This is a genomic window from Mycobacterium stomatepiae, from assembly GCF_010731715.1.
Classification (GTDB): Bacteria; Actinomycetota; Actinomycetes; order Mycobacteriales; family Mycobacteriaceae; genus Mycobacterium; species Mycobacterium stomatepiae.
This window is the reverse complement of record NZ_AP022587.1, coordinates 6017065-6041640: the sequence shown is the minus strand read 5'-3', so window position 1 is coordinate 6041640 and position 24576 is coordinate 6017065. Positions and strand designations below refer to the sequence as shown.

General features: G+C 62.7%; 22 protein-coding genes and 3 pseudogenes. 4 read left to right on the top strand and 21 right to left on the bottom strand.

Annotated features, from left to right (window positions below; all coding sequences use genetic code 11):
• Positions 1–14: 14 nt before the first annotated feature.
• The 5 genes from G6N54_RS28605 to G6N54_RS28585 all read right to left on the bottom strand — a co-directional run bounded on the left by G6N54_RS28605 (position 15) and on the right by G6N54_RS28585 (position 5100).
• Positions 15–1187, bottom strand: coding sequence for an acyl-CoA dehydrogenase family protein (locus tag G6N54_RS28605; protein ID WP_163794091.1), 1173 nt, complete (start codon positions 1185–1187; stop codon positions 15–17).
• Positions 1188–1219: 32 nt separating this feature from the next.
• The gene (locus G6N54_RS28600) at positions 1220–3175 is read right to left on the bottom strand and encodes a flavin-containing monooxygenase (protein WP_163794088.1); all 1956 of its coding nucleotides are present in this window, start codon (positions 3173–3175) and stop codon (positions 1220–1222) included.
• A 279-nt stretch (positions 3176–3454) separates the two neighbouring features.
• The gene (locus tag G6N54_RS28595; RefSeq protein ID WP_232073125.1) at positions 3455–4117 is read right to left on the bottom strand and encodes a TetR/AcrR family transcriptional regulator; all 663 of its coding nucleotides are present in this window, start codon (positions 4115–4117) and stop codon (positions 3455–3457) included.
• An 89-nt stretch (positions 4118–4206) separates the two neighbouring features.
• A complete protein-coding gene (locus G6N54_RS28590) occupies positions 4207–4440 on the bottom strand; it encodes a cytochrome C oxidase subunit IV family protein (RefSeq protein ID WP_264078302.1) in 234 nt (77 codons plus the stop codon).
• A 45-nt stretch (positions 4441–4485) separates the two neighbouring features.
• Positions 4486–5100 (bottom strand): cytochrome c oxidase subunit 3 family protein, encoded by a 615-nt coding sequence (locus G6N54_RS28585; protein ID WP_232073116.1) that lies wholly within the window; start codon positions 5098–5100, stop codon positions 4486–4488.
• A gap of 251 nt (positions 5101–5351) precedes the next feature.
• On the opposite strand from G6N54_RS28585, the gene G6N54_RS28580 reads away from it, so the two are divergent.
• Positions 5352–6101, top strand: coding sequence for an enoyl-CoA hydratase (locus tag G6N54_RS28580; protein ID WP_163794081.1), 750 nt, complete (start codon positions 5352–5354; stop codon positions 6099–6101).
• Between the two features lie 7 nt (positions 6102–6108).
• Here the strand turns inward: G6N54_RS28580 and G6N54_RS28575 are convergent, their stop codons facing one another.
• The 4 genes and pseudogenes from G6N54_RS28575 to G6N54_RS30880 all read right to left on the bottom strand — a co-directional run.
• A complete protein-coding gene (locus tag G6N54_RS28575; protein WP_163794079.1) occupies positions 6109–7275 on the bottom strand; it encodes an LLM class flavin-dependent oxidoreductase in 1167 nt (388 codons plus the stop codon).
• Between the two features lie 24 nt (positions 7276–7299).
• Positions 7300–8520, bottom strand: coding sequence for an aminoglycoside phosphotransferase family protein (locus G6N54_RS28570; protein ID WP_232073114.1), 1221 nt, complete (start codon positions 8518–8520; stop codon positions 7300–7302).
• Between the two features lie 12 nt (positions 8521–8532).
• A complete protein-coding gene (locus G6N54_RS28565; protein WP_163794078.1) occupies positions 8533–9582 on the bottom strand; it encodes an LLM class flavin-dependent oxidoreductase in 1050 nt (349 codons plus the stop codon).
• 449 nt (positions 9583–10031) lie between these two features.
• Positions 10032–10142: pseudogene (locus G6N54_RS30880) on the bottom strand (CAP domain-containing protein); the annotation flags it as partial.
• Between the two features lie 365 nt (positions 10143–10507).
• Between G6N54_RS30880 and G6N54_RS28560 the strand changes: the two are divergent.
• Positions 10508–11395: an alpha/beta hydrolase-fold protein gene (locus tag G6N54_RS28560; protein ID WP_163795083.1), complete on the top strand. Its 888-nt coding sequence runs from the start codon at positions 10508–10510 to the stop codon at positions 11393–11395.
• A 72-nt stretch (positions 11396–11467) separates the two neighbouring features.
• On the opposite strand, the gene G6N54_RS28555 is transcribed toward G6N54_RS28560, so the two are convergent.
• Positions 11468–11893, bottom strand: coding sequence for a lipoprotein LpqH (locus G6N54_RS28555; protein ID WP_163794076.1), 426 nt, complete (start codon positions 11891–11893; stop codon positions 11468–11470).
• A gap of 278 nt (positions 11894–12171) precedes the next feature.
• Between G6N54_RS28555 and G6N54_RS28550 the strand changes: the two genes are divergently transcribed.
• Positions 12172–12681 (top strand): CAP domain-containing protein, encoded by a 510-nt coding sequence (locus G6N54_RS28550; RefSeq protein ID WP_372513264.1) that lies wholly within the window; start codon positions 12172–12174, stop codon positions 12679–12681.
• Between the two features lie 103 nt (positions 12682–12784).
• Positions 12785–13210 carry a Rieske (2Fe-2S) protein gene (locus G6N54_RS28545; protein WP_163794074.1) on the top strand — a complete coding sequence of 142 codons (426 nt, stop codon included), beginning with the start codon at positions 12785–12787 and terminating at the stop codon, positions 13208–13210.
• Between the two features lie 2 nt (positions 13211–13212).
• On the opposite strand, the gene G6N54_RS28540 is transcribed toward G6N54_RS28545, so the two are convergent.
• The 11 genes and pseudogenes from G6N54_RS28540 to G6N54_RS28495 all read right to left on the bottom strand — a co-directional run bounded on the left by G6N54_RS28540 (position 13213) and on the right by G6N54_RS28495 (position 24436).
• On the bottom strand, positions 13213–13941 hold the full coding sequence (locus G6N54_RS28540; RefSeq protein ID WP_163795079.1) for a hypothetical protein: 729 nt from the start codon (positions 13939–13941) through the stop codon (positions 13213–13215).
• A gap of 248 nt (positions 13942–14189) precedes the next feature.
• Complete coding sequence (locus G6N54_RS28535) at positions 14190–14885, bottom strand: DUF1109 domain-containing protein (protein WP_163794072.1); 696 nt, start codon at positions 14883–14885, stop codon at positions 14190–14192.
• Positions 14849–16359: pseudogene (locus G6N54_RS28530) on the bottom strand (MCE family protein). Before G6N54_RS28530 ends, G6N54_RS28535 begins: the two are co-directional and overlap by 37 nt.
• Position 16360: 1 nt before the next feature.
• Positions 16361–17512 carry an MCE family protein gene (locus tag G6N54_RS28525; RefSeq protein ID WP_170313078.1) on the bottom strand — a complete coding sequence of 384 codons (1152 nt, stop codon included), beginning with the start codon at positions 17510–17512 and terminating at the stop codon, positions 16361–16363.
• Positions 17509–18882: an MCE family protein gene (locus G6N54_RS28520; RefSeq protein WP_163794069.1), complete on the bottom strand. Its 1374-nt coding sequence runs from the start codon at positions 18880–18882 to the stop codon at positions 17509–17511. Before G6N54_RS28520 ends, G6N54_RS28525 begins: the two co-directional genes overlap by 4 nt.
• An 82-nt stretch (positions 18883–18964) precedes the next feature.
• A pseudogene (locus G6N54_RS28515) lies at positions 18965–20287 on the bottom strand (MCE family protein); the annotation flags it as partial.
• Positions 20288–20313: 26 nt separating this feature from the next.
• Positions 20314–21342 (bottom strand): MCE family protein, encoded by a 1029-nt coding sequence (locus G6N54_RS28510; protein WP_163794067.1) that lies wholly within the window; start codon positions 21340–21342, stop codon positions 20314–20316.
• A gap of 32 nt (positions 21343–21374) precedes the next feature.
• Positions 21375–21746, bottom strand: a complete 372-nt coding sequence (locus G6N54_RS31440; protein WP_332107602.1) for a hypothetical protein — start codon at positions 21744–21746, stop codon at positions 21375–21377.
• A gap of 34 nt (positions 21747–21780) precedes the next feature.
• A complete protein-coding gene (locus tag G6N54_RS28505; RefSeq protein ID WP_308207242.1) occupies positions 21781–22773 on the bottom strand; it encodes an MCE family protein in 993 nt (330 codons plus the stop codon).
• Positions 22774–22778: 5 nt separating this feature from the next.
• On the bottom strand, positions 22779–23642 hold the full coding sequence (locus G6N54_RS28500) for an ABC transporter permease (RefSeq protein WP_163794065.1): 864 nt from the start codon (positions 23640–23642) through the stop codon (positions 22779–22781).
• A complete protein-coding gene (locus tag G6N54_RS28495) occupies positions 23639–24436 on the bottom strand; it encodes an MlaE family ABC transporter permease (RefSeq protein WP_232073102.1) in 798 nt (265 codons plus the stop codon). Before G6N54_RS28495 ends, G6N54_RS28500 begins: the two co-directional genes overlap by 4 nt.
• Between the last annotated feature and the right edge of the window lie 140 nt (positions 24437–24576).

Below are 24576 nucleotides of genomic sequence, written 5' to 3'. Positions count from 1 at the left end.
CCGCAAGCCGGCGATCAATAGGAGCGCGGCAACCCGAGGGAATGCTCGGCGACGAAGTTCAGGATCATCTCCTTCGAGACCGGCCCCATGTTGAGCATGCGCATCAGCCAAAAGTAGGGTGCGAGCTGGTACTCATAGGTCACACCGTTGCCGCCGTGCGCGGAGACCGCTGCATCGAGCGCCTCCAAACCGGCTGCGGCGCCGAGGTATTTGGCCATGTTAGCTAGTTCACCAACCTCGGCCCCGGAGTCGTAGAGTTCGCAGGCTCGGTTGGCCACCAACTGCGCGGCTTGCAGGTGGATGTGCGCGGCGGCGAGCGGATGGGCAATCGCCTGATGCGCGCCGATCGGCTGATCCCAGACCTGCCGTTGGTTGGCGTAGGCAACCGCTTTGCGCAGGGCATAGTGCCCGATCCCCGTGCAGATTGAACTCGTCAGGATTCGCTCGGTGTTGAGTCCGGTGAAAGCCACTGCCAGCCCGTTGTTTTCGAGACCGATTAGGTTTTCGACTGGAACTTGGACACTGTCGAAGAAAACCTGATGGCTTTTGTCCGGCTGGTTCATCACCGTTCGGATTGGCGTCCACGACAAGCCAGGGGTATCGGCTTCGACCATGAAGACCGACAGACGTCCACGTCCGCTGCGTTCGTCGACACCGGTGCGGGCCACGACCATCACCCACTGCGCCGACTCCATGCCGGTGATGAACACCTTCTGGCCATTGATGACGTAGTGCTCGCCCCTGCGGCTGGCCACGGTGGAGATCCGATGGGCGTTTGCCCCCGAATCGGGCTCGGTGATCGCGAACGCCAAACGCGTTTCGCCCCTGGCCACCCCAGGCAGCCATCGCGCCTTCTGCTCTTCGGTGGCACTGCGGCTCAAAATGGTTCCGGTGACTCCCGCCGAAAACAGCATCGCCTGCAACGGACAGCCGGCGAGCGCGGTCTCCTGGACAACGATCGCCAGCTCGCGCCGCCCCAGTCCCCCGCCACCGTATTTCTCGGGCAGATGCACGCCGAGGTATCCCTTGTCGCCCAACGCCTCCCACAGTTCCGCGCAATTAGCACCGTCATCGACCTGCTGCTGGTAGTAGGCGGGTCCATACGAGCCGGCGATTCCACCGACCGCATCCCGGATCGCCTGCTCTTCCTGCCCGGTGGTGCACATGGTGTCCGTGTCAGCGGCCATTGACCTTCGATCCTCTTCGCCGGCGGCGACGTTTACGCGAACAGCTCGGCGGCCTCCGAGGAGGCTGTCACTTCGTGATAGTCGCTCGCGTCGAATTCGTTGATCCGGTTCCAGTATTCGATGTACTTCCACGGGCCGGTGACAACGATGCGTCCGGCATCATTGCGGTAGTAGGTCGTCATCCCCTTGTGCGACCAGATGCAGTGTGACAATGCCTCGTCGAGCTCTTCGTTGTAGCGTTCGAACACGTCGCGGTCCACCTCGACGGTGGCGGCCTCGTTGACAAGCAGATGACGAATCGCCTGCATGATGTAGCGGACCTGAAACTCGGTTGCGTGTATCGCACTTCCGCCGTGACCGGCATTTGTGTTCGGGCCGTTGACGATGAAGAAGTTCGGGAAATCCGGAACCGTCACCCCGAGGTAGGCCCGGGCATCGTTGGCGCCCCATTGGTCACGCAATGTCTCGCCGGAGTTCCCGATGATGTCCATGGGCCAGAGGAACTGCAGCACCTTGAATCCGGTCGCCAAGACGATAACGTCGGACGGCACTTCAACTCCAGAGTGCGTCACCACGTTTTCACCGTTGAGGCGCTCGACCGCTTCGGTGACCAGCGTGACGTCGTCGCGGCACATCGTCTTGTACCAGTGGTTGTCGATCAACGGACGCTTGCCGTAGGGCGGGTAGTCCGGCAGGCAGGCGTCGATTAGATCGGTCCGATCGCCGAGCTGCTCGGTGATGTACTTGGTGAGAAATATCCGGTGACGATCGTTGGCCTCGTTGACTGCTCGCTCCGGGTGGGGCCAGTCCGGATCGATCCGCAGCGCCGAGTGCAGCCGGTCACTGAAGTTCCAGAACGACCGGAGCCGATACCACTGGATGTAGAAGGGCACCTCGCTCATCAGGAAGCGGACGGACTCGTTGACCGAGCGATGGTAGTTGGGATGTGGGATGGCCCACTGCTTTGATCGTTGAAAGACGGTCACATGACGCGTCGTGTCGACGATCGATGGCACCACTTGCATTGCACTAGCACCATTCCCGATCACGGCGACACGCTTGTCGGTCAGGTCGACCGAGGTGTCCCACGCCGCGGTGTGCATCACCGGCCCGGGGAACTCGTCCAGCCCCGGGATGGGTGGAATCGAGGGCCGGTTCACCATGCCTACGGCAGTGACCAACACATTGGCCGCGAGCGTCTCCGTGTCGCCGTCAGGGTTCTTGATTTCGATCTGCCATGTGGCATCGGCGGTTTCGAAGTGTGCACGCACCACCTCCGTGCTGAATCGGATGTGCCGCTTGACATCGGCCTCAGCCGCAACGCGCTGGATGTAGGCCTGTACCTCGTCGCGCTTGGCGAAGTAAGTGGTGATATCCGGGTTTGGTGCGAACGAGAATGCGTAGAGATGGCCCGGCGTGTCCACACCACAACCGGGGTAGACGTTCTCCAGCCAAGTGCCGCCCAGGTCGTCGTCTTTCTCCAGGATGACGAAGTCGACGCCAGCGGCTGCCAGCTTTATGGCCATGCAGATCCCGGACAAGCCCGCTCCGATGATCGCGACCCGAAAGCCGCTGGGGATTGCTTCGGCCGGGATCGCGACGTCCCGTGAGATGAAATCCATTTCCTCCGAAAGCAGTTCGCCGTACTCGAGGGGCACTTCTTCCACCATGGCGCAGCCGAGCATGCGCGTCACTTCGTCCGGAGAAGGCGTGGCGGGTTCCAGGCGACCTTCGTAGTAGGCGATCACCGCCTCGAGCGCCGACGCCCGCACCTGTGCCTGAATCTCCGGGGAGAATCCACCGGAGTCGTTGTCGTCCAACGGCTTTCTCCGTAAAGGGCGGAACGGCGGACTGGTCCACTTTCCGTCACCGGTGAGGTGCTGTAAGACAAGCAGCAGCGTGGGAAGATTGGCGTCTTCAAGCGCTACCCGAAGCCTCTCAACCCATTCGGGAATTCGCTCCCAGGGCGCCGATACGGCAGTGGTCATGAAGGTTCCTCCGCCTCCGACTCCTGCGTCACGACACCCGGTCAGCGCCCGACGGCGAAACCTCGCGTAGCAGGGTCGTCTCTTTTTCAACTATGCCGTCTCAATATAAGGCAAATCTCGCCGCCGGCGCAACATTTTCGGTCGAATCATTGTGCGAAAGCCCGTTCGCCGGCGACGACGTCATCGCCGGTCAAATAGTACTCTGAACTGCAGGCTTAGATCGTGGCGCTACGAGTAGAAACTCAGTTTCGAGAGAACGACCGTGCGCGCTGCGGTCGGCTAGCGGCTGGTGCTGCGCCGGCGTCGCGGCGCGGCGGACTTGCGACTGCCATCGTCCGCCGGCACGTATCCCAACCGCAGCAGCCCTATCGCGTGCTCTGCGATCTCGTCGGCGGTGATCTTGTCCTTAGGGCGATACCACCGCGACACCCACAGGATCATCCCGAGGATCAATCGCGTGGTGACGACCAGATCTCCTTTTTCGATGTTGCCGGCCTCCATATTGGCGGCCACCACCGAAGCCCACAGCTTCTCGAATTGCCGGCTCCATTTGTGCCAGCGCTGGACGACATCGTTGGGCAAGTCACCGCCGTCGAAGAAAACAGGCATATAGCTGCGCATTTGCACCGCCGCTTCGGACTGCAGCCGAACCATCTCCCTAAGCCGCTCCGCTGGATCGGCAATGTCGCGGATCGCGGTTTCGACTCGCTCGGTGATCTCGCGGGTACTGCGTTCGAAGAGGATGCCGAGCAGATCCTGCTTGGTCGGGACCGTTCGGTAAAGCGTCGCGCGGGATACCGACAATTTCTCGGCGGTGTCAACGATGGAAACCGCCTCGTACCCGCCCGAATGGAAGAGCTCTGCCACGGCGTCGGCGACCGCGTCCCGGTCGATGGTCAGGCGCGGCCGCCCCCGCGGGCGGCCGTTGGTCCTACCGTTCACGTTTTTCGGCACTGAGCTCCCTTACAACAGTTGTGCCTAGTTTAGAGGCTACATGTCGCACAATGTGGAAAGTCGTGCTCGCGGCGACATCAGGCGAAGACGAACATGCCTGTCAGCAGCCCTAACAGCGCCAGGCAATAACCCTCGAAGAGGCCGCGCAGCGGGCGCGGGGCCATCTTGAGCTCCATGAAATACAAGCCGACCAGACGGACCTTGAAGATCGCGACAACGAAGATTGCCAGGCTCGCCGGCAGATGATGTCCCTCGCCGAATCCGTGGTCAGTGCCCAATGCCCATGACACGACTGTCAGGGCGCACAACACAAACCAAACAACCGAGGCATTGGTCCGTACCACCGAATTCACGTTTCACCTCACCAGGAAGATCAAAGGGAAAATGACGATCCAAAGCAGATCGACCATGTGCCAGAAACACGCACCGCCCTCGAAGAAGGCCAGATGTGTTTTGGTCGGCTCCGGTTTCCGGGCCAAGGTCGACAGGACCGTCAGCACGATCAGCCCAATGATCACGTGCGCCAGATGCAGTCCGGTCAGCACGAAGTAGTACATGAAAAATTCGTTGGTGCTCGGGGTGATTCCGGCCGCTACCTTTTCGTGGTACTCAAAAGCCTTGATCCCGACGAAGCACGAGCCCACCACCGCGCCGGCCAGGGTCAACGGCCGCGCGAAGCGACGCTGTTCGGGACGACGCAAAGCACGAGTGGCGAACACCACGAGAATCGAACTCGTCAGCAGCACCAGGGTGTTCGTCGCACCCAGCGTTCGGTTAAGCGCCCCCTGGGACTCGGCGAACAACCCCGGCTTGCCGGCCCGCTGGTGCAGATACACCGCGAACAAGACGGTGAACACCATCATGTCGCCGAAGAGCAGCACCCAGATGCCGGGCTCACCCGGAGCGTGACGTTCGGGCGTCTTCGACCGGTTACCGTCGGCGGACCGCGCCACCCCGATCACATCGGTCACGCACAAGTCCTTTGCCGTCGGCGCAACAAGCTCATCTTTGATGATAATGCGTCTCAATAGTAGGCAGCGAGCAGGCCGTTCGTCAACGAACTCTACTGCCATGAACGATCGCTCACACCAGAATTGATTTTGTCGCACCCGATCTCGTAGCGTGGCGATGAGTGTTCGTTCTGGCGTCGCCGCGCCGCAAACATTGATCGGTGCTCCCCACTATCCCGCCGCGAACGCGGCCGAGAAAGGAACGGACTGACGTGGATCGCGTACTGCTTGAGGTCGACAGCGGTGTCGCCTTGATTACCGTCAACGACCCCGATCGGCGCAACGCGGTGACCGACGAGATCTCCGCCGGCTTGCGCCGCGCGGTCAACACCGCGCAAAACGATCCGAGCGTGCACGCCGTGGTCGTCACCGGTGCGGGCAAGGCGTTCTGCGCCGGTGCGGATCTATCCGCCCTCGGCTCCGCTGCCGAGGACGGATTACGCCGTCTCTATGACGGCTTCCTTGCGGTGGCCGACTGCACGCTGCCAACGGTGGCGGCGGTCAACGGGCCGGCTGTTGGCGCCGGGCTCAACCTGGCGCTGGCCTGCGACGTGCGGATCGCGGGGCCGGGTGCGCTGTTTGACCCTCGATTCCAAAAGCTCGGCATTCACCCTGGCGGCGGCATGACGTGGATGTTGCAGCGCGCCGTCGGACCCCAGGTAGCCCGGGCCGCGCTGCTGTTCGGGCTACGTTTTGACGCCGACGCCTCGGTGAGCCACGGTCTGGCGCTCAAAGTCGCCGACGATCCCGTGGCCGCGGCCCGAGAGCTGGCCGCCGGCCCGGCATCGGCCCCGCGGGACGTCGTGATCGCAACGAAGTCCACCATGCGAGCGACCTACAGTCCGGGCAGCCTCGATAACAAGCTGCACGCGGCCGCCGTCGACGCCGAGCTGGGCCCCCAGGCCACCTCGATCCAGGCCCCGGAGTTCGCGGAACGCCTCGCCGCGACGCGCCGCAAGTAGTCGTTCGCTACGTTCCGACAGCCGCGCCACTACCGACGCGCAGCTCGGCGCAGAGTTGGATCATGGCCGCCAGAACCTCCGGCTGTTCTTCGGGCTCCATGATCGACGGCGCCAGGTCGCTGGGCGCGATGTAGTCCGCGCCGGCATCTACCCACGGCCGCAACTGCGTGGCGACTTCTTCCGGTGTTCCCATCAGCCAGGACTTCTCGATCATTTCCGGTGTCACCCGGGCTACCACATCGTCGACCTCGGCCCGGCTCATCTGATGCGGCAGCATCCGCAGTGCGTAGTGCCAATCCTCGGGGAAGATCAGATCGATTCCTTCGGCTTTCCACGCGCCGTGGTGAAGCCGCCCGAATGCTGCCGTCATCCACTTGGTGATCGGGTTGTTCACCAGGCGTTCGCGCTGATCCTCGTTCTGGTAAAGCAGAACAAACGGCCAGAAGCCACAGGTGAACGCCTGCGGATCACGGTCCTTGCGCTCGAGCTGCGCACGGATTTCATCCACTTGCGAGGCCCATTGGTCGGGGCTGGCGAAGGCGCTCGGGACCATGCTGATGAACCCGTCGGCGTGGGATGTCGCAATATCAATCAACTGCGGGCCACCGCCAAGCGCCCAGAGTTTGGGAACTTTGGGGAAATGGCTGCCGATCCAGGCACCGTCATAGGTCCAGTGTTTGCCCTCATGGTCGATGAGTCCATCGGACGCCAGCATCTTTCGCACGATCACAAAGATGTCTTCCATGCGGGCCAAGCCCTGAGATCGCTTCCACCCGAACGGCTTACACTGCTTGAGCTCGCCGGCCGCAAACTGCAGCGCCACGGTGGCGGGGGTAGCCGCGGCCAACGTCAACATCTGCTGGAGCAGTTCGGCCGGACCGTTGCGGACCGCGTCCAGCGTGGTGGTGATGTTCAACCGAGTGGTGGCGTTCGCGGCCAGCACCGCCACCATGGCGGCGTTGTAGTACGAATCGCAGTCGGCGGTGAGCCGGGCCATCGGCGTGACGTCGGGTCGCCACAACGCCTGCGGGAGAAAGCTCACCAGCTGATCCCAGGTCTGGAACCAATCGACGACGCCGGTGGCTTCCAGTTGGCTGGCGAACTCGGCGCCGGCCTGTGGCGGCAAATACCGGCTCGGCCAGTAGTTCACGCCTAATTCAACACTTCTGGACATGCATGGTTCCTTTCGTATCGGTCCTCAACTGCCCAGTTCCGCCCGATCGCAATCGCCGCCAGTGACCGCGTCCAACGAGTCGAGATCCGCTGCCGCCTGGCAGGTTCGGCGCACGCTCTCCATCGCGACATCCCTCGGCTGCATCTCGGGCTGCAACCGGTAGCGCCCAATGGTGACCAACCACATGAACATGGCATGGAACATCTGTTGCCGGTACGCCAGGAATTCGGCCTCGGCGTTGGGAACTCGACAGCCGGCCGCAGCCAGCCGATCGGAATAACGAGCCAGCAAATCTCGCTCCCACGCTCGACGGTTCTCGACGGTCAGATGCGTGGCCAATGCGTAAGCAACATCGCGGGCCGCTCCCCCACGCACCACACATTGCCAGTCATAAAGGCCCATTTGGTTATCGCCTGTCACATACCAGTTTCCGGGATGCACGTCGCCGTGCAGCAACGTCTGCGGGCCCGCGACGTTGATTTGCAGCGATCGCATCAGTGCCTCGGGCACTTCTTTGCGTCGGCGAAAGAGCGTCGCGGGTATCACCTCTCGCGCGCGCGTAAAGCCCACCAGGATCCGGTTGGGAGCATTGATGGTGACGTTCAACCGCGCCATCCACTCATACGAGTCGAGCAGCCAGCGGCCGAAGCGCCCCTGCAGCGCAGTGCACCAGAATCGGGCGTGCAACGCAGCCAGCGTGTCGATCATCTGCCCGGCCTGTTCGCGGTCCAGCTGGCGCGTCAGGATACTGCCGAATTGCGCTCCCCTGGTGTGTGATACGTCGTCGATGATCAGCAGTAGACGATTGGTCGCGGGGTCGTAGCCCGAGTGTCGAGTGGCCGGCGCCTCGATCGGCAATTCGGCGCGCAGCTGCGCGTAGAACGCCGCCTCGATCTTGCCCAGCCCAACCGCGGCCGACACCAGCCGCGTCATGTATCCAGGCGCGGACTTGGTGAAAAGCCATCCGTTCAGGCCGGCCTGACGACCCACGTCGTCGAACTCCACCCGCAACATTCGACGCGACGAGGTTCCGTCGTTGCGCGGACCGAGGCTGTGGCCCAGAACTTTCGCACCCGGTGTTCCCCGGCACAGGGCCAGTGTCAGCCATTCGTCGGTGAGGTGCTCCGGTGTCGGCGGAACCTCCCGCAACGACACGGGACGCGGATTCGTGATGTGCTCGTTGGCGACGTGGTGAGCGACCCGGGTCGCGAATGCTGCACGTGTCAGCCGAGCGCAAACAGACACGGTGTTGCCGCGTCACGCATTGACACGCGCGAATGCCTGCACCATCGACCGGAACGCGTCGTCACTTGACTCCCGATCGATCGGCGGCACGTACGGCGTGTGCAAGACGATGTGCGGCAGCACGCCGTCATAGGCCGCGAGCTGGCCGGCCACCTCATCGGGCGTACCGGCGACCGAAAATGCTTGCACCAAAGCGTCTGACGCGGCGGTCGCCAGCGCCGCGGGCCCGTCCTCGAGGAGCCTGCGCAGCACGTAATCGCGTTCCTCTTGCAGTCCCATGAAATCGATGACGACAGAACTCACCGGATAGGCGACGTAGTTGCCGACGTTGATACGGGCCCGCCGCAGCGCCTCGTCACGATCGTGCGACACACTGCAGATCACCAGCGCGGTGACGTCGACATCGGATGGATCGCGGCCTGCCTTCGCCGCGCCTGCAGCGACATTGGGCAGCACGTGCTGTTGGACAAACGAGGGCGTGGGCAGGAAACCGAACACACCATCTGCTATTTCACCGGCCAACCGAAGCATGCCCGGCCGCAATCCCGCCAGATAGATCGGTATCTGTGGCCGCACCAGATTGCGCGTGCCCCAGGGGTTGAGCGGCGGGCTGGATGCCCGGTAGATCTCGCCCTGAAAGTCGAACGGCTCGTCCGTCTCGAAGTGCCGCCAAAGTTGGCGCACCACATGGACGTATTCTCGGATGCGCTTGAGCGGATGGTCGATCTCCGTACCGCTGAAGCATTCCATCCAGCCGGCGCCTCCGGTGCCCAGACCCAGCAGGGCCCGTCCGTTGGACAGTTCGTCGACATCCGCTGCGGCATTGGCCATCTCGTAGGGAGTGCGCGGTGCGGCGGTCGCGATTCCGGTGCCCAGCTGAATCCGCGACGTCGCGCGCGCGTTAAGCGCATGAGTAATAAACGGGTTTCGGTAGAACTCGTAGTCCCAGACTGAATCGAAGCCCGCGTCCTCGGCGAGTGCGGCGAATTCGGGGTAGCGGTCGTAAGGCTGATTCAGCATCGGCAGCGATACCCCGACCCGACTGTGGGGGAATAGCGTCATGACTGCGCTCCTCGGATTGACTTCATTGTGCAATCGTGCGAGAACGATCGTTCACACGCCTACCATATTCGGTTCGCGCGAAAAAGCCATACCCTGCACCCCCCGGCCGGTGCGAACGATTGCGACGGCGGATTGTGGACTTTGGGGGCGCATACGGAGTACCTCGGCGACGGGTCTCCGCCTCGGCCCGACTGTCGGGGACCGCACCAGAAGGCGCCGGCCGAGGATGCGGCGACGTGACGGTCAACCTCGCGGGCGCGCACACGGAAATTGAAACGCCGTTAAATGGCAGCCCGCTGCCGGTTGTCGCGACGCCGGGGATGACAACACCCGACGTTCGTCGATTACGGTGTCAACGACATGGTCGCCGGCAGGCTAGTCGATCAAGCATGCGGCGTTTCTGCTGGTTAGCCGCGAGAGCCTGTGATCACCCGCGGCTCAGACGTGCGTTAGTTCGATCCGTAGTACGGCGGCGGGTATTGCCCCCTGGCAAGCCACGCGAGGGCCGCAATGCCGTATTCCAGCTCGTCACTCGCGTCGTAGTCGGGGTACTGATCCATCTGTGATCACCTTTTCCGTACTGCTTTGGCTTCGCCTCAACCTAACAAGCTCGAGTCTAGGCCGTCGAGCGTGCCGAGCGAAAGATCGTTCGCGTATTTGACGTCATCATGTTCGACACCGACCCCAGCGCCTGATGATCTCCACCAACGATCGTCCGCCGGCCTGGCAACATAACCTTCGATCCACGCGCCGCCTCACGTTCGCTGGCAGAGCAAAGTGACAGCGCCGGATTATCGGACGCGTTTGACCGCTCCGGATCTTGCCGCGCAGCAGCGAATAGTGGTTGACTGTTTAGCAATTGCCAATTGAATTACCGCAATTGGTGTGGCGGTAGACGAATGAGGTTGATGTGAAAGCTTTGTCGATGCGGGTTGCCAGCGCTGTCATCCTCGCCGTCGCACTGTGGGGCATCACAGCGACAACCGGTTCCACCGCTACCGTCAAGGCAGCACCGAACTTCGAATCCCTCATGGTGCCGTCGGCGGCAATGGGTCGTGACATCCCAGTGGCCTTTCTGGGCGGTGGACCGCACGCGGTGTATCTCTTGGACGCGTTCAACGCCGCGCCGGGTGTGAGCAACTGGGTGACGGCCGGCAACGCGATGAATATGCTTGCGGGCAAGGGAATCTCAGTCGTTGCACCTGCCGACGGCGCCTACAGCATGTACACCGATTGGGATCAGGATCGCGGCAAGCAGTGGGATACCTTCTTGTCGAGCGAACTCCCAGATTGGTTGGCCGCCAACAAAGGGCTGGCGCCGGGCGGGCACGGAGTCGTCGGTGCCGCGCAAGGCGGTTACGCTGCGGTAGCGCTCGCCACCTTCCACCCTGACCGATTTCGCTACGCCGGATCGTTGTCCGGGGTGCTCGCTCCCGAACGAACGGGAGTCAACGGCGCTATCACCAACGTTCTCAAAAACGATGGCGGCGTCGACCCGGTGAACATGGGGGGAGCTCCCCAGTTCGGCCGCTGGCAATGGCATTCTCCAAATGTGCACATCGTGCGATTGGTTGACCAGAACACCCGACTGTGGGTGTACAGCCCGGCGGCCGGAAGCCCCAGCGACGGGGGCGCGGTGGGCGCCTACCCGGATATCTGGCAGAGCACCTGCCGCGATTTCTACGCCAGCTACCGCAGTGCCGGCGGCCACAATGGCCACTTCGATTTGGGCGCCGGGGGCGGTAACGACTGGGGCAGTTGGAGCCAGCAGCTGGGCGCGTTGTCGGGCGGCCTGGCGTCGAACATCAGGTAACTACCAGGTAGACCCCCGCACGACGCGACTACCTGATGCGTTGGCGGGTCAGCACGCTGATGCGTTAGTGGGTCAGCACGACACCTTGATCGTGAACGGCGTCTTCGTCGGCTCGGGCGACTTCGAGCCGTAACCCACCGCGACACCGGCAATCTGGTACGTGCTGTCGTTCAGGACGACGGTGGCGTCATTGCCAGCCAGACCCTGGTTGTAATCGCCGGAAAAGCCGTCGAGATTACGGATCCGGACAAATTCAACGGTGAGCTTGCCCGCGTTGGACACCATCACCGTTAGGCCTGACGCATCGTTGCCCGCCGAGATCGTGCTCAAGTGCCGCTCCGGCGGTGCGCACCGTACGGACTGCATCACGGGGCGCGTATTGCCGTCGATGGCGACCTGAGCCGAGCCCGGGGGCAACGTCCCCGCCGCCCGCTCAGCGAGCGCTTCAGACGAGCAGGCGGCGCTGCTGCTAATCACCAACGCGGCTGCAGCGACCAACCCAACCCTGTTCGACACGGCAATCCCCCTCTTCGCGGATCGTGCTCGAAGTCTATCGCCACTCGGCGGGCGCTCACAAGCATTTTAGGACGCCAAGGTTCAGAATTTCTAGACCTTTTTAATCGTGCATCAAATATAGCAGCACTGTACGTCTGGACCATCGCCTACAGAATTGACGAACCGGTCAGTAGGTCGGTGGCGGAACGCGTTTCGAGGTTGGAGCACCAGGCGGCCAAACTCGTAGATTTGCAGGATCAACTGTAAAATGATCACAAGCTATGACCGTCAGCGCGCCCGCTCGACACACCGCGGCACTCCCAACCGTCGCGATGTTTAGTGCCGCTATAGTTGCGCTGGGTATCACCGCACCGCCGGCCAGCGCGGACTACAACCGTCTCAATAACGGTGTCGCCCAGAGCGTCTACGGCGTCAAGCGCCAGGCCGGATGCACGACCGACCTGAAAATGAACCCGGCACTGAACCAGGCGGCGCAATGGCATGCCGATGACGTGCTCAACAAGCGGAGCCTCGACGGCGACATCGGCTCCAACGGAGCCGGGGCGCAAGACCGCGCCCAAGCTGCGGGTTACAGGGGCACCGTGGCGGAGACGGTGGCCATTCTGCCGCAACTGTCGCCCAACGGCCTGGTGATTCTAAATAATTGGTATAACCGCCCCGACTACTACGCAATTATGGCTAACTGCGCCAACACTCAGATCGGAGTGTGGACGTCGACGAACGGCTTGGACCGCACCGTGACGGTCGCGGTGTACGGGCAGCCCGGTTAAATTCAGCTGCGACAAGCGATTCCGGGTAATCCAGCAGCGATATCGGTAATTTAACTTTGATTCAGCTGGTCACAAATGTTTGCAGCTACGCTACGCTGAGCACATGATTCGCGCATTCGGCGTCTTTTCGACCGTTTTGGCGCTTTGCCCGCTCGGGGTCTACTACGCCGCCGGTTCGGCCGCAACTCCCCCGGGCGGAAGCGGGCAATGCTCGTTCGTGCTCGACGGGCCCAAAGTGGTCAGCAACTCGGGCGTGAATCAGGTGATGGCATCGGTGCACGCCGGCGAGTGCACACTGCACGCGCACACCGAAGCCACCGTGTGCCTATCCATTGCCGGCGACGAATCGGCCGGGCAATGCGGGAACGGATACGACATCACGGCTGCGGTGGTCTACTACCCCTACCGGCCGGGGGCGACGTACATCGTCAAGGGGATGGGATGCGCGGACATCCTGGAGGGTAGTAACAGCCCGGCCACGCCCTCGACGGTGTGCCAGGACATCGCGCCGTCGCGCGTCACGCTGTAGCCCTACACCGGATCGAATCCGGCAATCAACCAACGTCCGTCGACCTTGTCCAACGTCACTCGCACACACGACATGGAGTCGGAGGGCTGGCCCTTGTCAACGACCGCCGTCTGATTGACGAAAAGCAGATTCACCGCGTGGCTGGGAGTTGCCGACACCGAAGCAGCGGCCGGCACGGTGGCCGTGGTGGAGATGTGCTCCTTTTTGGCGCCAGGGATCACCACATCGTTGATCAACTGCGAGTAGGAATCCTTGAACGCGCCGGTCATGCGACCTTTGGCGGCTTCCAAGTCCTTTTCCACGGTGTCGGACTTATACGACAGCAACGCGATCGTGGAATCCTTTGCGGCCGCCAACGATTCGATGCGCGCGAGCTGTGTCTCGCGAGCCGAGGAATCCTGCCATTTCAAAAAGCCCGCAGCCCCGGCCAATACCAATGCCAGAGCGGGTAGCAACCCGTACACCACCACCTGCGGCCAGCTGATGCGGCGTTTGACTTTCGTCGATCCTTCGGCCGCATCTTCGGCGTCAGCATCGTCGGATAGGGCGGCCTCGGCCTCGTCACTGTCCAATGCATCCAACAGATCCGGGTCGTCCGAAGGCGTTTCCGCTGCGGCGTCGTCAAGTGGTTCCTCGAGCGGCTGGGCGGATTCGTCGTCGGCGGTCTCGGACTTGGTGTTACTTTGGCCACCGGCGCGAGGTTGCGGACGATGGCTTGTCCGCCGGCCCATGACGCTACGCGCGCGTGCCCACGGCCGCCGGCTTTTCGCCTCGGCCGGTTCGCCGATATCCGGGCTCTGTTCGCCATCTTCCCCGTCGGTGTCGATCGCGTCTGTCTCCCTGGAATCCTCTGCACGCAATAAGTTTTCGGTGTCGTCCCGATCGCTGTCGGCTGGATCAGTCGTCTTCGCCTTCGCTGAGGCCTGCTTACGTTGAGCGTCGGTTCGAACCCCCACAGCGGCTGATCCCCCTTCTGGTTTTACTTTTCCACCGTGATTCGCATTCGCCACTGCCGCGGCGCCTGATCCTCCACACCGAGGTTGGTGGTCTTGATGGACACGGCGACGAGCACCTGCGCCTTGTCACCCGACTCGGATTCCACGCCCGCTTCGGTGATCGTTCCCACCGACTTGGACTGTGCCTTCTTGAGGACGTCGATGAAAGGTTGCTTGCGCTTGGAGAATTGGTCGTAGAACTGACCAGTCGCCGAGTCAAGAACGCGTTGAACGTCTCCCTCGGCATGCTGCCAATCGATCGTCGTCAAATTGAGCGCGCACTGCCGCCCGATCTGCAGAAACATCTGCCGTTCCGCTTCGGCCTGATGCGACTGATACGAGCGGAAACCCAGCCACCCGACGGTGGCCGCCAAGGCAACGATGATGACCGCCCCGACGATCGCGGCCAGCCGCAGCTGCGACACGCGTCGCTTGGCCGGCGCTGCATCCTCGTCGTCGGCGCCTTCTTCGCTGGCGTCGTCTTCACTGGCACCTTCTTCGCCGGCGTCGTCTTCACTGGCACCTTCTTCGCCGGCGTCGTCTTCGTCAGCGGCGTCGTCGGTGGCGTCGTCTGCGACCGCGGCATCGTAATCCTCGGCCTCGTCGACGTCGCCGTCTGAAGTTGCGTTTTCCGCTGTCTTTTTCAGTTCCCCGTCGGGGGTGTCAGCATTTGCTGCCATGTTCGCTCCTTGCCGGCACCCCAGCCAGCGTGGGCTGCTTGTACCTTTGCCCGTCCGGACCAACATACTCCCCGGTCGCCGGATCAAATTCGGCTGCCGCGATCGGCGGCGCCTGCCCCAGCGAAGCCGCTGGCGCTTGCCCCGTCGGAGCCGGCGGCCCCCCGGGGAATCCCGAAGGAATAGGCTCCGCCGGATCGAATTGTGGAACACCCTGTCCGGTCAGCGTCGCGTTCGGATCGCCCTTCCAGTTATAGCCATCGTTGAGCGGAATGTAGGGCTCATCGCTTTCGCACAACTTAACCGTCGCAGACCGCTTGCCCGGACGCGTCTCACACGGGTAGTTCCGCGCACCCCGGATGGCATTGAAGTGCGAATCCTGCGGTATTCGGCAATACACCAGCCCCGGCGGACGCGGCGGAGTGTCCTCGAACACCGCCGAACGCTGCTGCTGAACCGGGAAGAATCCGGTCGTACACGGAGGCGGCCAGTTCAGGTTCAGGTTGAAGCTCAACCCGAGACCCCGATACGGACCCTTGAGATCCTTATCCGGCAAATGGATCGCCTGCGCATCAGCAACAATCTGCGGCACCTGCACCAGCAGCGCCTCCAGATTGTCGCGATACGTCAACCCAACCTCACCGACCTTGTCCAGGTTGGACACCGCACGCGGAAGCGTCGGTTCGACTCGATCGATCACTTGGCGCAGCGTGTCGAACGTCGGGCCGATCTTGTTCAGCCATCCGCCGAAGTTGCCGCCATTTTGCTCGGCCGTCTGAACGTCTTTGGTGATGTGGGCCAGGTGCGCGGCCCAAGCTTGAATCGAATCCGCGGAGTCGATCTGGCTGTCCAGCAGCGGCATCGGTTCGTCGATCAAGGTCAGGATCGCGTCCAGGTTCTTGCGGGCATCGATGGCCAATGTGGCTCCGCCACCGATGAATCGGGACAGTTCCGGCCCGAGCCCTCCCACCGCGGTGTAGGACTCGTCGACCACCGTCTTGAGGTTGCTGCGCGGGATCGCGTCCAAACCGCGAGTAGCCGCCAACAGCAGCGAATTGATGTTCGGCGGAATCGTGGTGCGATCCTGCGGAATGACGTCACCGTTCTTGAGCGTCGGGCCCTTGCCGCTGCGCGGCACTAGATCCACGTACTGCTCACCGATCGCCGAAGCGCTATGGACACTCGCAGTGAGGTCGGCCGGGATTTTGATATCCGACTGCAATGACAGCACCGCCTCGACGCCTGAGTCGGAAAGCTGCACCTTCGATACCTTGCCGACCTCGACACCCCGGTACGTCACGTTCCCGGCCCGATACAACTCCCCGGCGCGCTCCAGTTGCAGCTTCACCGTGTACCGGCCAATCCCCAAATACACAGCGGGCAAATGCGCATAGTACAGACCGACCAGCCCGGCCGAGACGATGGAGATCACCGAGAAAATCGCCAGGGTGATCATGGTTCGCCGACTCAGTCGCATATTACGGCCCCTGGTTGAACTGGTAAGGCGCTACGAGCGGGTTGCGCGCGGTGTAGGGGCTGGGCGCCACTCCGAGGGTGCGGCCCCACTGCATCTCGAGTTCGGTCAGATTGCCTTCCCAGCGAGTACCCGTGAAGAACGAGGAATCGAGGCGGCTCAGCGTCAAGTCGAAAATACCGGTCAGGTTCCCGTAGTCGCCCCGGATCCATTTGGCCACGGGCGGTTTCGAGAACAAGGGCACCGTGAGGTAATCCAGACTGCGGGTTAGCGCGATGCCGGAGTTGGCCAGCGATTTCAAGACCGGGCCGAGATCGCTGAGTTCCTTGATCAGGTTGTCCTTGGATTGTTCGAGGACATCCGAGCCAGGATTGCTGGCTTTACCGAATTGGTCGAGGGCTTCGCCAAGTTTGTCTCGCTCGTTATTCAGGACCGCCAGTGCATCCGGAATGGACTTCAAGGCCTTATCGAGAACCGGCTTGTGTTCGGCGAATTGGCCGACCAGGTTGTTGAAACTATCCAACGCGTGGATGATGTTTTGTTTTTGATCGTCGAGGTAGGCGGTGAACTTATCCAGCTGTCCGATCAGACTCCTCAGATCTTGTTCGCGACCGGTGAACGCAGTGCTCAGCGCCCGGGTGATGTCTTGAAGCTGGCCCAGGCCGCCACCGTTGAGCACGAGCGACAGGGCGCCCAGCGACTGCTCAGTGGTCGGGTAGCCGCTGGACGCAGACAACGGAATCACCGATCCGTCATGCAATCGGCCCTCCGGCGCGACACCAGGGGGCGCGGCGAGTTCGATGTGCAACGTGCCCAGCAGGCTGGTCTGACCGATGGTGGCCGTCGCATTCGCCGGGAGTTTGGCGTCGGGCTCGATCGCCATGGTGACCAACGCGTGCCAGCCCTGACGTTCCACCTTCTCCACGTTGCCGATTACCACATTGTTGAGTTCGACACGGGAATTCTCTTTGAGATTCTGCACATCCGGCATCTGCGCCTGGATGGTGTAGGACCCCGCCGCTTGCCCAGCCCGGCCTGGCAGCGGAAGCGAGTTGGCGCCCCGGAAGCCTTGCAGCGCACTGCAACCCGACGCCGCGGCGACGGCCACCGCGATGAGGAGCACCACACCGCAGCGGCGCCAGGTACCGGAGCTCACTGCCCACCTCCTACGTCACCCATGTTTTCCACGACGCTCGGCAACATCATTGAACGCAGGCCGCTGGCGGGATCCATCGGAAGCGGGGGTGGCTGTTTGGCGGGTAAGTAAGGCGCGTTCGTGTTGATCATCCCGTTTCCGAAGAAGTTGAAGATCTCGTTCGCGGGCGGAAGTGGCCCTTCGGGATCCGGTACATGACGGAACGCCTCGGTGGGCGGCGGCCCCGATGGCGGAATGTAGTCCGGCCGCAGGTAGTCCTCGCTGTAGGTGACCTCGTTGGGGCGCGCCGACTGCCCGACGAACGGGTTCAAGCCGAGTTGCAAGAAGTTGACCTGACGGTTCTTGATGATCGGCGCCAGGTATTGCACGCAGAGTTTGGCCGACTGCTCGGCACCCAGCCTCGATGCCGCCTGCACCCCCGAACACAAGAACTGTATGGGGTTGGCAAAGTTCTGCAACGCCAGCGCGCCGGTGAATGCTAGCTGTGACGGCTGGTAGATGTTCAACACGTTCTGAAACACGTTGGGGCCCAGGTGCAATGCCTGCTTGACGTCATCGAGACTCTCCACCAGCGCATCGGTCAACTCCGCGGCCTTGTCCGATGTAACTCCCAGCGTCTCACGATGTTCATTGAGGAAGCTGATGATCGGATCGAGGTCATCGTTGAGCACCTTCATGTACACGTCAATCTGGTTGTCGGCCAACGCCGATGACACCGCGCTCAGGTTTTGGTTGAGCTGGCGAAGCAGCCCGCCGCTGTCACGCAGCGCGTGCACCAGTGCCGCCAGGTTTTTGAACGACCCGAACAGGTCACCGCTGTGGTCGGCGAGCGCCGAAACCGCCTGGGACAGATGGACTATGGCTTCTCGGATATCCGCGCCCTGGCCGCGCAAGTTGCCGGCCGCCGTGTCGATGAACTCCCCCAATGTGCTGACGCCGCCGGGTTGCGTGGGCTGCAGGACGTCGGTGAGCTTCTCTAGCTGCGCGCGCAGATCATCCCACTCGACCGGGACGGCGGTGCGGGCCAGCGGCAGCACGGTGCCGTTGGTCATTGCCGGGCCGCCCGTGTAGGCCGGGGTGAGTTGCAGAGCCCGGACCGTCACCAGCGACGGAGACAGCACCACCGCTTTGGCATCCGCGGGCACCTTGTACTTGGAGTCGTACCAGAACGAGACCTTGACGGGGTCGGGCTGCGGTTCGATTTTCTCGATCTTGCCAACCGATACCCCCAGGATCACGACATCGTCGCCGACGAAGATGCCGTTGGCGTTGTCGAAGTATCCGACGACATTTGTACGGTCGGCGGGCCACCACATCCACGCGGCAGCCACGCCCACGAGCAGCAGTGCCAACACCGAGGCCACGATCATTTGTGACTTGCGGGACTTCACTGCTGACCCCTTGCGCAGGACCCGGCCGCGGGCCGAAGGACTCAGTCGGCGCCAGCACCGGCCCCTGGCCCGGCGGTGTTTGTCCGGGTGCGGGCTGCTCGACAGGGCCCGTCGACGCGTTGCCCGGTCCCGGCCCCAGTGCCGGCGGCCCCGGCGGCAGCCCGCCCGGCGGCGGCGCCGGAGGTTCTGGCCGAAGCGGATAACAGCCAGGTGCGCCCGGGCGGCCCGGGACACTGCAGGGCAGGTCGCCGGGGTTGCCGGTGATGGCATCGGGAATGTTCATGCGCGGGTCACCACCCTGGCCGGTCCGCGGGTACGGCATCGGCAAAGGCGGGGTGGCCGGCTGACCGGTCTGCGGATCGGTGAGCTGCGAGGGCAGCAGGGTCGCGGGATCCAACCCGAGATCGGAGAAGGCGGAGTCGATGAACGGCTGGACGAACTGTCCCGGCAGCAGGTTCACCAGGTAGGCCTTGAAGAACGGACCCGAGGCCACCGCTTCACCCAGCGCGAGCGCGAAACTGTTGAGACCCTTGAGCGCCTCCTGGATGCGTCCCTTCCGATTGTTGAGCAGCCCCAGCACCCCGTTGAGTTTCTCCAGCGCGGGTTTCAAGTTCGCATGGTTGTCGTCGACGACTTTCATCAGCGCCCGGACAATGTTGCTGTTGTCGTTGAATATTCGGTCCAGGTAGCGGTCCTCGGCTTTGAGCCGCGCCAGCAGCATGTTGGTGTCGCCGACGAGGTTTACTATGTGCTCGCTGCGGTCACCGAGGACCTTTGTCACTTTTTGGGCGTTGGCGAGCAGGTTCCGCAGCTCCTTGTCACGCTCATCCAAAGTCTGGGAAAACCGTGCCACTCCGTCCGCCGCCGCCTTGACTTGCGGTGGGGTCCCACTGAATTCGTTGGCCACCACCGAAAGCGCGGTCGACAGCTGGTCGGTGTTCAACTTGGCGACCGTCTTGGAGAGGTCGCCCAGCACATCGGGCAGCTGATAGGCCGACGTGGTCCGCTCCAGCGGTATCGGCCCGGACAGCGGACGATCGCCTCGCGGGGTGAGCTCGATGAGCTTGCTCCCCAGCAGGGTCTTCAATTTGACCGAGGCCTCGGTGCGGTCGCCGAGTCGTATGTCGCCGGGAATGTGGAACGTGACCACTACCTTCGGTCCATCCAGGCCGACCGACGATACGCGGCCGACGCGGGCACCCGAGACCTCGACGACGCTGTTGGTCTCCAGCCCACCGGCCTCGGCGAAGTACGCCGTGTATTCCTTGTCGCCGGTGAGGAAGGTCAGCTTGTCGTAATACAGCGCAATAAATACCGCCATGGCCACGACGACCATGCCGATGATGCCGATTTTGTAGGGATTGCGCTCGGAGAATTGCTTCATCTCGAAGAGCCGTTGATATGCACGTTTCATTTCGGGGTGCACCTCCCCGAACGCTGGCTGGCCAGCGTGATATCGGTCGGCTGCCCGTTCTTGCCATTCACCTTCAAAATCAGGTCGCATAGGTAGAAGGTGAAGAAGTCGCCGTACAGGCCCTCGCGGCCGATGATCCGGTAATCGTCGGGCAGGGTGTTAATCAGGTTGTCGACAAAGTCCTTGTCGGCCATGATGGTTCCGCCAACGCGACCCCCTTCGTCCACCACCTGTTTAAGTGGATCGCGGGCCGCCTCCAGGACCTCGTTGCCCGCCTTGAAGAGCCGTGCGGCACCCTTCAAACCATTCGCGAGCGCGTCGCGTCGGGTGTTGAGCGTATTGCTGAGCGTGGTTAGCGAATCGAGGGCCTTGGCGACCTGTTTGTCCTGTTCGCCTGCCGATGTGAGCACGGTGTTCAGGTTCGTGATGAGCTGGCCGAACAGCTGGTCGCGATCGGCGAGAGTGCCGCTGACCGAGGCGGCCTGAGTCAGCACCGAACCGATCGTGGCGCCCTGGCCCTGTAAGGCCTGTATCAACTGACCGCTCAGCGCATTGACCTGATCAGGGTCGAGGGAGCGGAACAGGGGCCGTAATCCCCCGATCAACGCGTCTAGATCCAGGGCCGGCTGGGTGCGACCCAGCGGGATGGTTGCCCCTGGGTTGAGTTTCTTGACCCCCCCGGCACCTTCCTCCAGTGCGAGGAATCTGCCTCCGAAAAGGTCGTCGTAGCGGACAATCGCCCGGCTTCCCTCGGTGAGTGTCACCGTCTTGTCTGCGGTGAACTCGACCCGCACCGTGGAATCGGGCTGCACGGAGACTGCCTTGACCTTGCCTACTTCCACGCCCGCGATGCGCACGAAATTGTTTTCGCGTAACCCCGAGACGTTGGCGAAAACAGCGTTGTAGTCGTTCGACTCCTCAAAACGGAATTGGCCGAAAACGGCAAGCAGCAACGCGATGCCCAACGAACATACGGTGGCATAGATGGCAAACCGCACCAGTATGCCTCGAAACTTGTGGCGCAATGTTCGCCTTTCTTGGACGTGGGTCGGGTGCGCTAGCGGGGCTTGGCCGGGGTTCCTGGGTAGGGCGGCACGAAGGGTTCGGATCCGGCCGGCGGTTTGCCCATGCCCGGGTCTCGCGGTCGCCCGGCGGGCGGAGCCGGCGGCAGCCCCGGGAACAGCGGCGCGCCATCCGGTGCGTAGCGCTGCGCACCGTAGGGCGGCGCCCCGGGGTAGGGCACCGGGCCCGGCGCCGGGCCGCCCTCGTCCTTGAGCGTCGGCGGCAGCGGGGTCCCACGGCCGGTCGGGCCGTAGTTGGCATAGCCGGGGAACCCGATGCCCGGGTTCGGGCGCACATCCATGCCGGGACCGAACCCGGAGTTGGTGATCAGGTAGCGCTGCGGGAAGTTCTTCTCGACATCGGGCAACGAACCGCAGCTCGGCGTTCCACCTGGACCGCCTTTAATGTCCACAACGGGAAGGTTCTCCGGGTACCGATAAGTATCGTCGCCGAACAGCAGGCCGGCATCGGCCAGGAACGACCGCCCGTTGAACGTGAAGGCATCGGCATAACCGCGATGCGCCCAGGAACGTGCAGGTCAGTTCGGGGTTGTATTTCATCAACAGCCGCGTCGTCGGCTCGAGCTCCTTGAGCAGATGGATGAGGTTGGTGGTGTTGGTCGAGTCGAAGAGTTTGTTACCGCTTTTACCAAGCCCGGTGAGGGTGACCAGTGCGTAGTCGAGGTCTTTGGATTGTCTGGCGAGCACGGCGCTGTCGTCGGCTCCGGCGTCCAACACGGCCACCAGGTTCTGAGCGGCACCCGAGTAGGCGTCGCTGAAATTACCGAACGCGCGCCAATCGGACCGCAGCAGTTCACTGCGGGGATTGACCTCCATCAACACCTGGTTGAAATCGGTGATGGCCTGGCCGATGACCTCGCCCTTGCCCCGAAACCCTTCGGCCAACGCGGAGATCACCGCGTTGATCTTGGCCGGATCGATCTGGTTGAGCACGCCCACCAAATCCTTGAGCACCGAATTCGATTCGATGCTCACCTTGTTCGTGGTCAACACCGCACCCGCTGCCAACCGTTTGCGGCTCGGGTCCGGCGGTGGACGCAAATCGACATACTTCGCACCGAAGACCGTCGGCGAGCTGATCTGCGCTTCAACGTTGGCCGGTATGTATCTGAGCTGACTCGGATTCAGCTCCAGCCCGAGAGTCGCGCCATTTTTCGGATCGATCGATGAGACCCGGCCGACTTCCACACCGCGGTACTTGACGACCGCGTTGACGTCCATGACTAGACCGGCACGATCCGACACCAACGTCACATTGGCGTAGTCGACGAAGTCTCGCTTGAAGGCCATCACCGATAGCGGGATTGCCGCGATAAGCAGCACAACCAAAATCAGTGCGTACCAACCCGGATGCAGCGCACGTGTTTTTTTCATCGTTGCTAACCCGACAGGTGGAAGTCGCCGGACTGCCCGTAGAGGACCAGGGACAGCACGAAGGTGAGGGTGATGGACACCCCGATGGAGGCCCGCACCGCGCGGCCGACGGCCTCACCGACCCCTGCGGGGCCGCCCGAGGCGGTGTAGCCGTAATAGGTGTGGATCAGCATGACGATCACGGCCTGCACGGTGCATTCGAGCCCGGACACCAGGACGTCCCTGGGCAGCAGGAACGTGTTGAAGTAGTGGTCGAAGCCGCCGGCCCCCTGGTGGTAAGTGAGGAGCACGATGGTTCGAGTGGTAATGACCGAGCCGACGAAGGTGATGCAGTAGAGCGGCGGAACCACCAGTAGGCCACCCAGCACGCGGGTCGTCACCAGGTAAGGGATGGAACGGATGCCGATGACCTCCAGCGCGTCGATCTCCTCGCTGATCCGCATCGCCCCGAGTTGCGCGGTCGCACCGGCACCGATGGTGGCCGCGAGGCCGTTGGCGACAATGAGCGGAAGCTGCAAACGCACGTTGGCGTAGGCGGAGAAGAATCCGGCGATCGCGCCGACGCCGATGCTGCTGGCCTGGATGTAGCCGAAGATGCCGACGATGGCCGCCGCGCTACCGGTCAACACCGCGAGGATCACTACCTCGCCACCGATCAGGGCAAGCGCACCCACGCCCAAGCTCATCTCGGAGACCACCCGCAATGTCTCCGATTTGTATTTGACGAGGGTGCTGCGAATAGCAACAAGGGCCTTGACGTAGAACTCCATTTGCTCGCCGAGGCGAGTCCAACCCGCGGCCCAAGTCCGCGCGGTGCGAGTCAGCCGCGGGTACCGGGCACCCACCACGACCTTTGCGTCGGCGATCATGTCGCCAGCGTCTGGGTCGCGGTGACGACGCTGATGATGATGTTCGCGATCAGCAGCGCCATGAACGTGAACACCACCGTCTCGTTGACGGCGTTTCCGACACCCTGTGGTCCGCCGCCGGCGGACATTCCCCTATAACAGGCGATTAATCCGGCGAGCACTCCAAAAACAGAGGCCTTGACGAAGCTGACCACGACCGTGGGGCCGTTGGTGAGCAACGTCAGGCTCGACGCGAACGCACCGGGGTTACCGTTTAGCGCGTAGACGGCGAACATGTAGTCGGCACTTAGTCCCGCGATCACCACCACGGCATTGATCAGGTTGCCCGCGATCAGTAGGGCGGTCACCCGTGGCACCACCAGCCGATGAATTGGATCGATACCCAAGACCCGCATCGCGTCGATCTCTTCGCGAATGGTTCGGGAGCCCAAGTCGGCGCACATCGCCGTGGCGGCGGCACCGCTTAGGACGAACACGGTGGTCACCGGGCCGATCTGCGAAACGGTCGCCAGCCCCGAAGCCGCGCCGATTACGTCGCCCGCCCCGAACGAGACCGTCGCAACGCCGAAGAGGAAAACGACCATCCCGTTGAAAGCAATCGATTGCGCGACCGCCGGGAAGGTCGCAACCCGCGCGATGAACCAGCATTGCTCGACCACCTCGCGCCAGAAGAACGGTGGCCGGAATGCCTGGATAAAGGTGTCCATCGCCATCGCGATGAAACTGCCGACTTCGCGAACCGGTTTGTCCAGCGGCTTCTTCGCCAGCCCGATCAGTGGGGTGTTAGAGACCACTAACAGCCTCTCCTCGTTTGCTCGGCGCCGGCAAAAAGGGCGACGGTGAACTCGGCGCGGCGGTCCGCAAACAAGCCTGGTGTGGCCGCCGCAAATACCCGCCGCGCAATCGCCGGACAGGAATACGCTCCTGGCGCTAT

Excerpts from the sequence above, each read along its gene's own strand:
- G6N54_RS28605 (WP_163794091.1), bottom strand. The coding sequence starts at position 1,187 with ATGGCCGCTGACACGGACACCATGTGCACCACCGGGCAGGAAGAGCAG.
- G6N54_RS28600 (WP_163794088.1), bottom strand. The coding sequence starts at position 3,175 with ATGACCACTGCCGTATCGGCGCCCTGGGAGCGAATTCCCGAATGGGTT.
- G6N54_RS28575 (WP_163794079.1), bottom strand. The coding sequence starts at position 7,275 with ATGTCCAGAAGTGTTGAATTAGGCGTGAACTACTGGCCGAGCCGGTAT.
- G6N54_RS28565 (WP_163794078.1), bottom strand. The coding sequence starts at position 9,582 with ATGACGCTATTCCCCCACAGTCGGGTCGGGGTATCGCTGCCGATGCTG.
- G6N54_RS28560 (WP_163795083.1), top strand. The coding sequence starts at position 10,508 with ATGCGGGTTGCCAGCGCTGTCATCCTCGCCGTCGCACTGTGGGGCATC.
- G6N54_RS28550 (WP_372513264.1), top strand. The coding sequence starts at position 12,172 with ATGACCGTCAGCGCGCCCGCTCGACACACCGCGGCACTCCCAACCGTC.
- G6N54_RS28545 (WP_163794074.1), top strand. The coding sequence starts at position 12,785 with ATGATTCGCGCATTCGGCGTCTTTTCGACCGTTTTGGCGCTTTGCCCG.
- G6N54_RS28540 (WP_163795079.1), bottom strand. The coding sequence starts at position 13,941 with ATGGGCCGGCGGACAAGCCATCGTCCGCAACCTCGCGCCGGTGGCCAA.
- G6N54_RS28535 (WP_163794072.1), bottom strand. The coding sequence starts at position 14,885 with ATGGCAGCAAATGCTGACACCCCCGACGGGGAACTGAAAAAGACAGCG.
- G6N54_RS28520 (WP_163794069.1), bottom strand. The coding sequence starts at position 18,882 with ATGATCGTGGCCTCGGTGTTGGCACTGCTGCTCGTGGGCGTGGCTGCC.
- G6N54_RS28505 (WP_308207242.1), bottom strand. The coding sequence starts at position 22,773 with ATGAAAAAAACACGTGCGCTGCATCCGGGTTGGTACGCACTGATTTTG.
- G6N54_RS28500 (WP_163794065.1), bottom strand. The coding sequence starts at position 23,642 with ATGATCGCCGACGCAAAGGTCGTGGTGGGTGCCCGGTACCCGCGGCTG.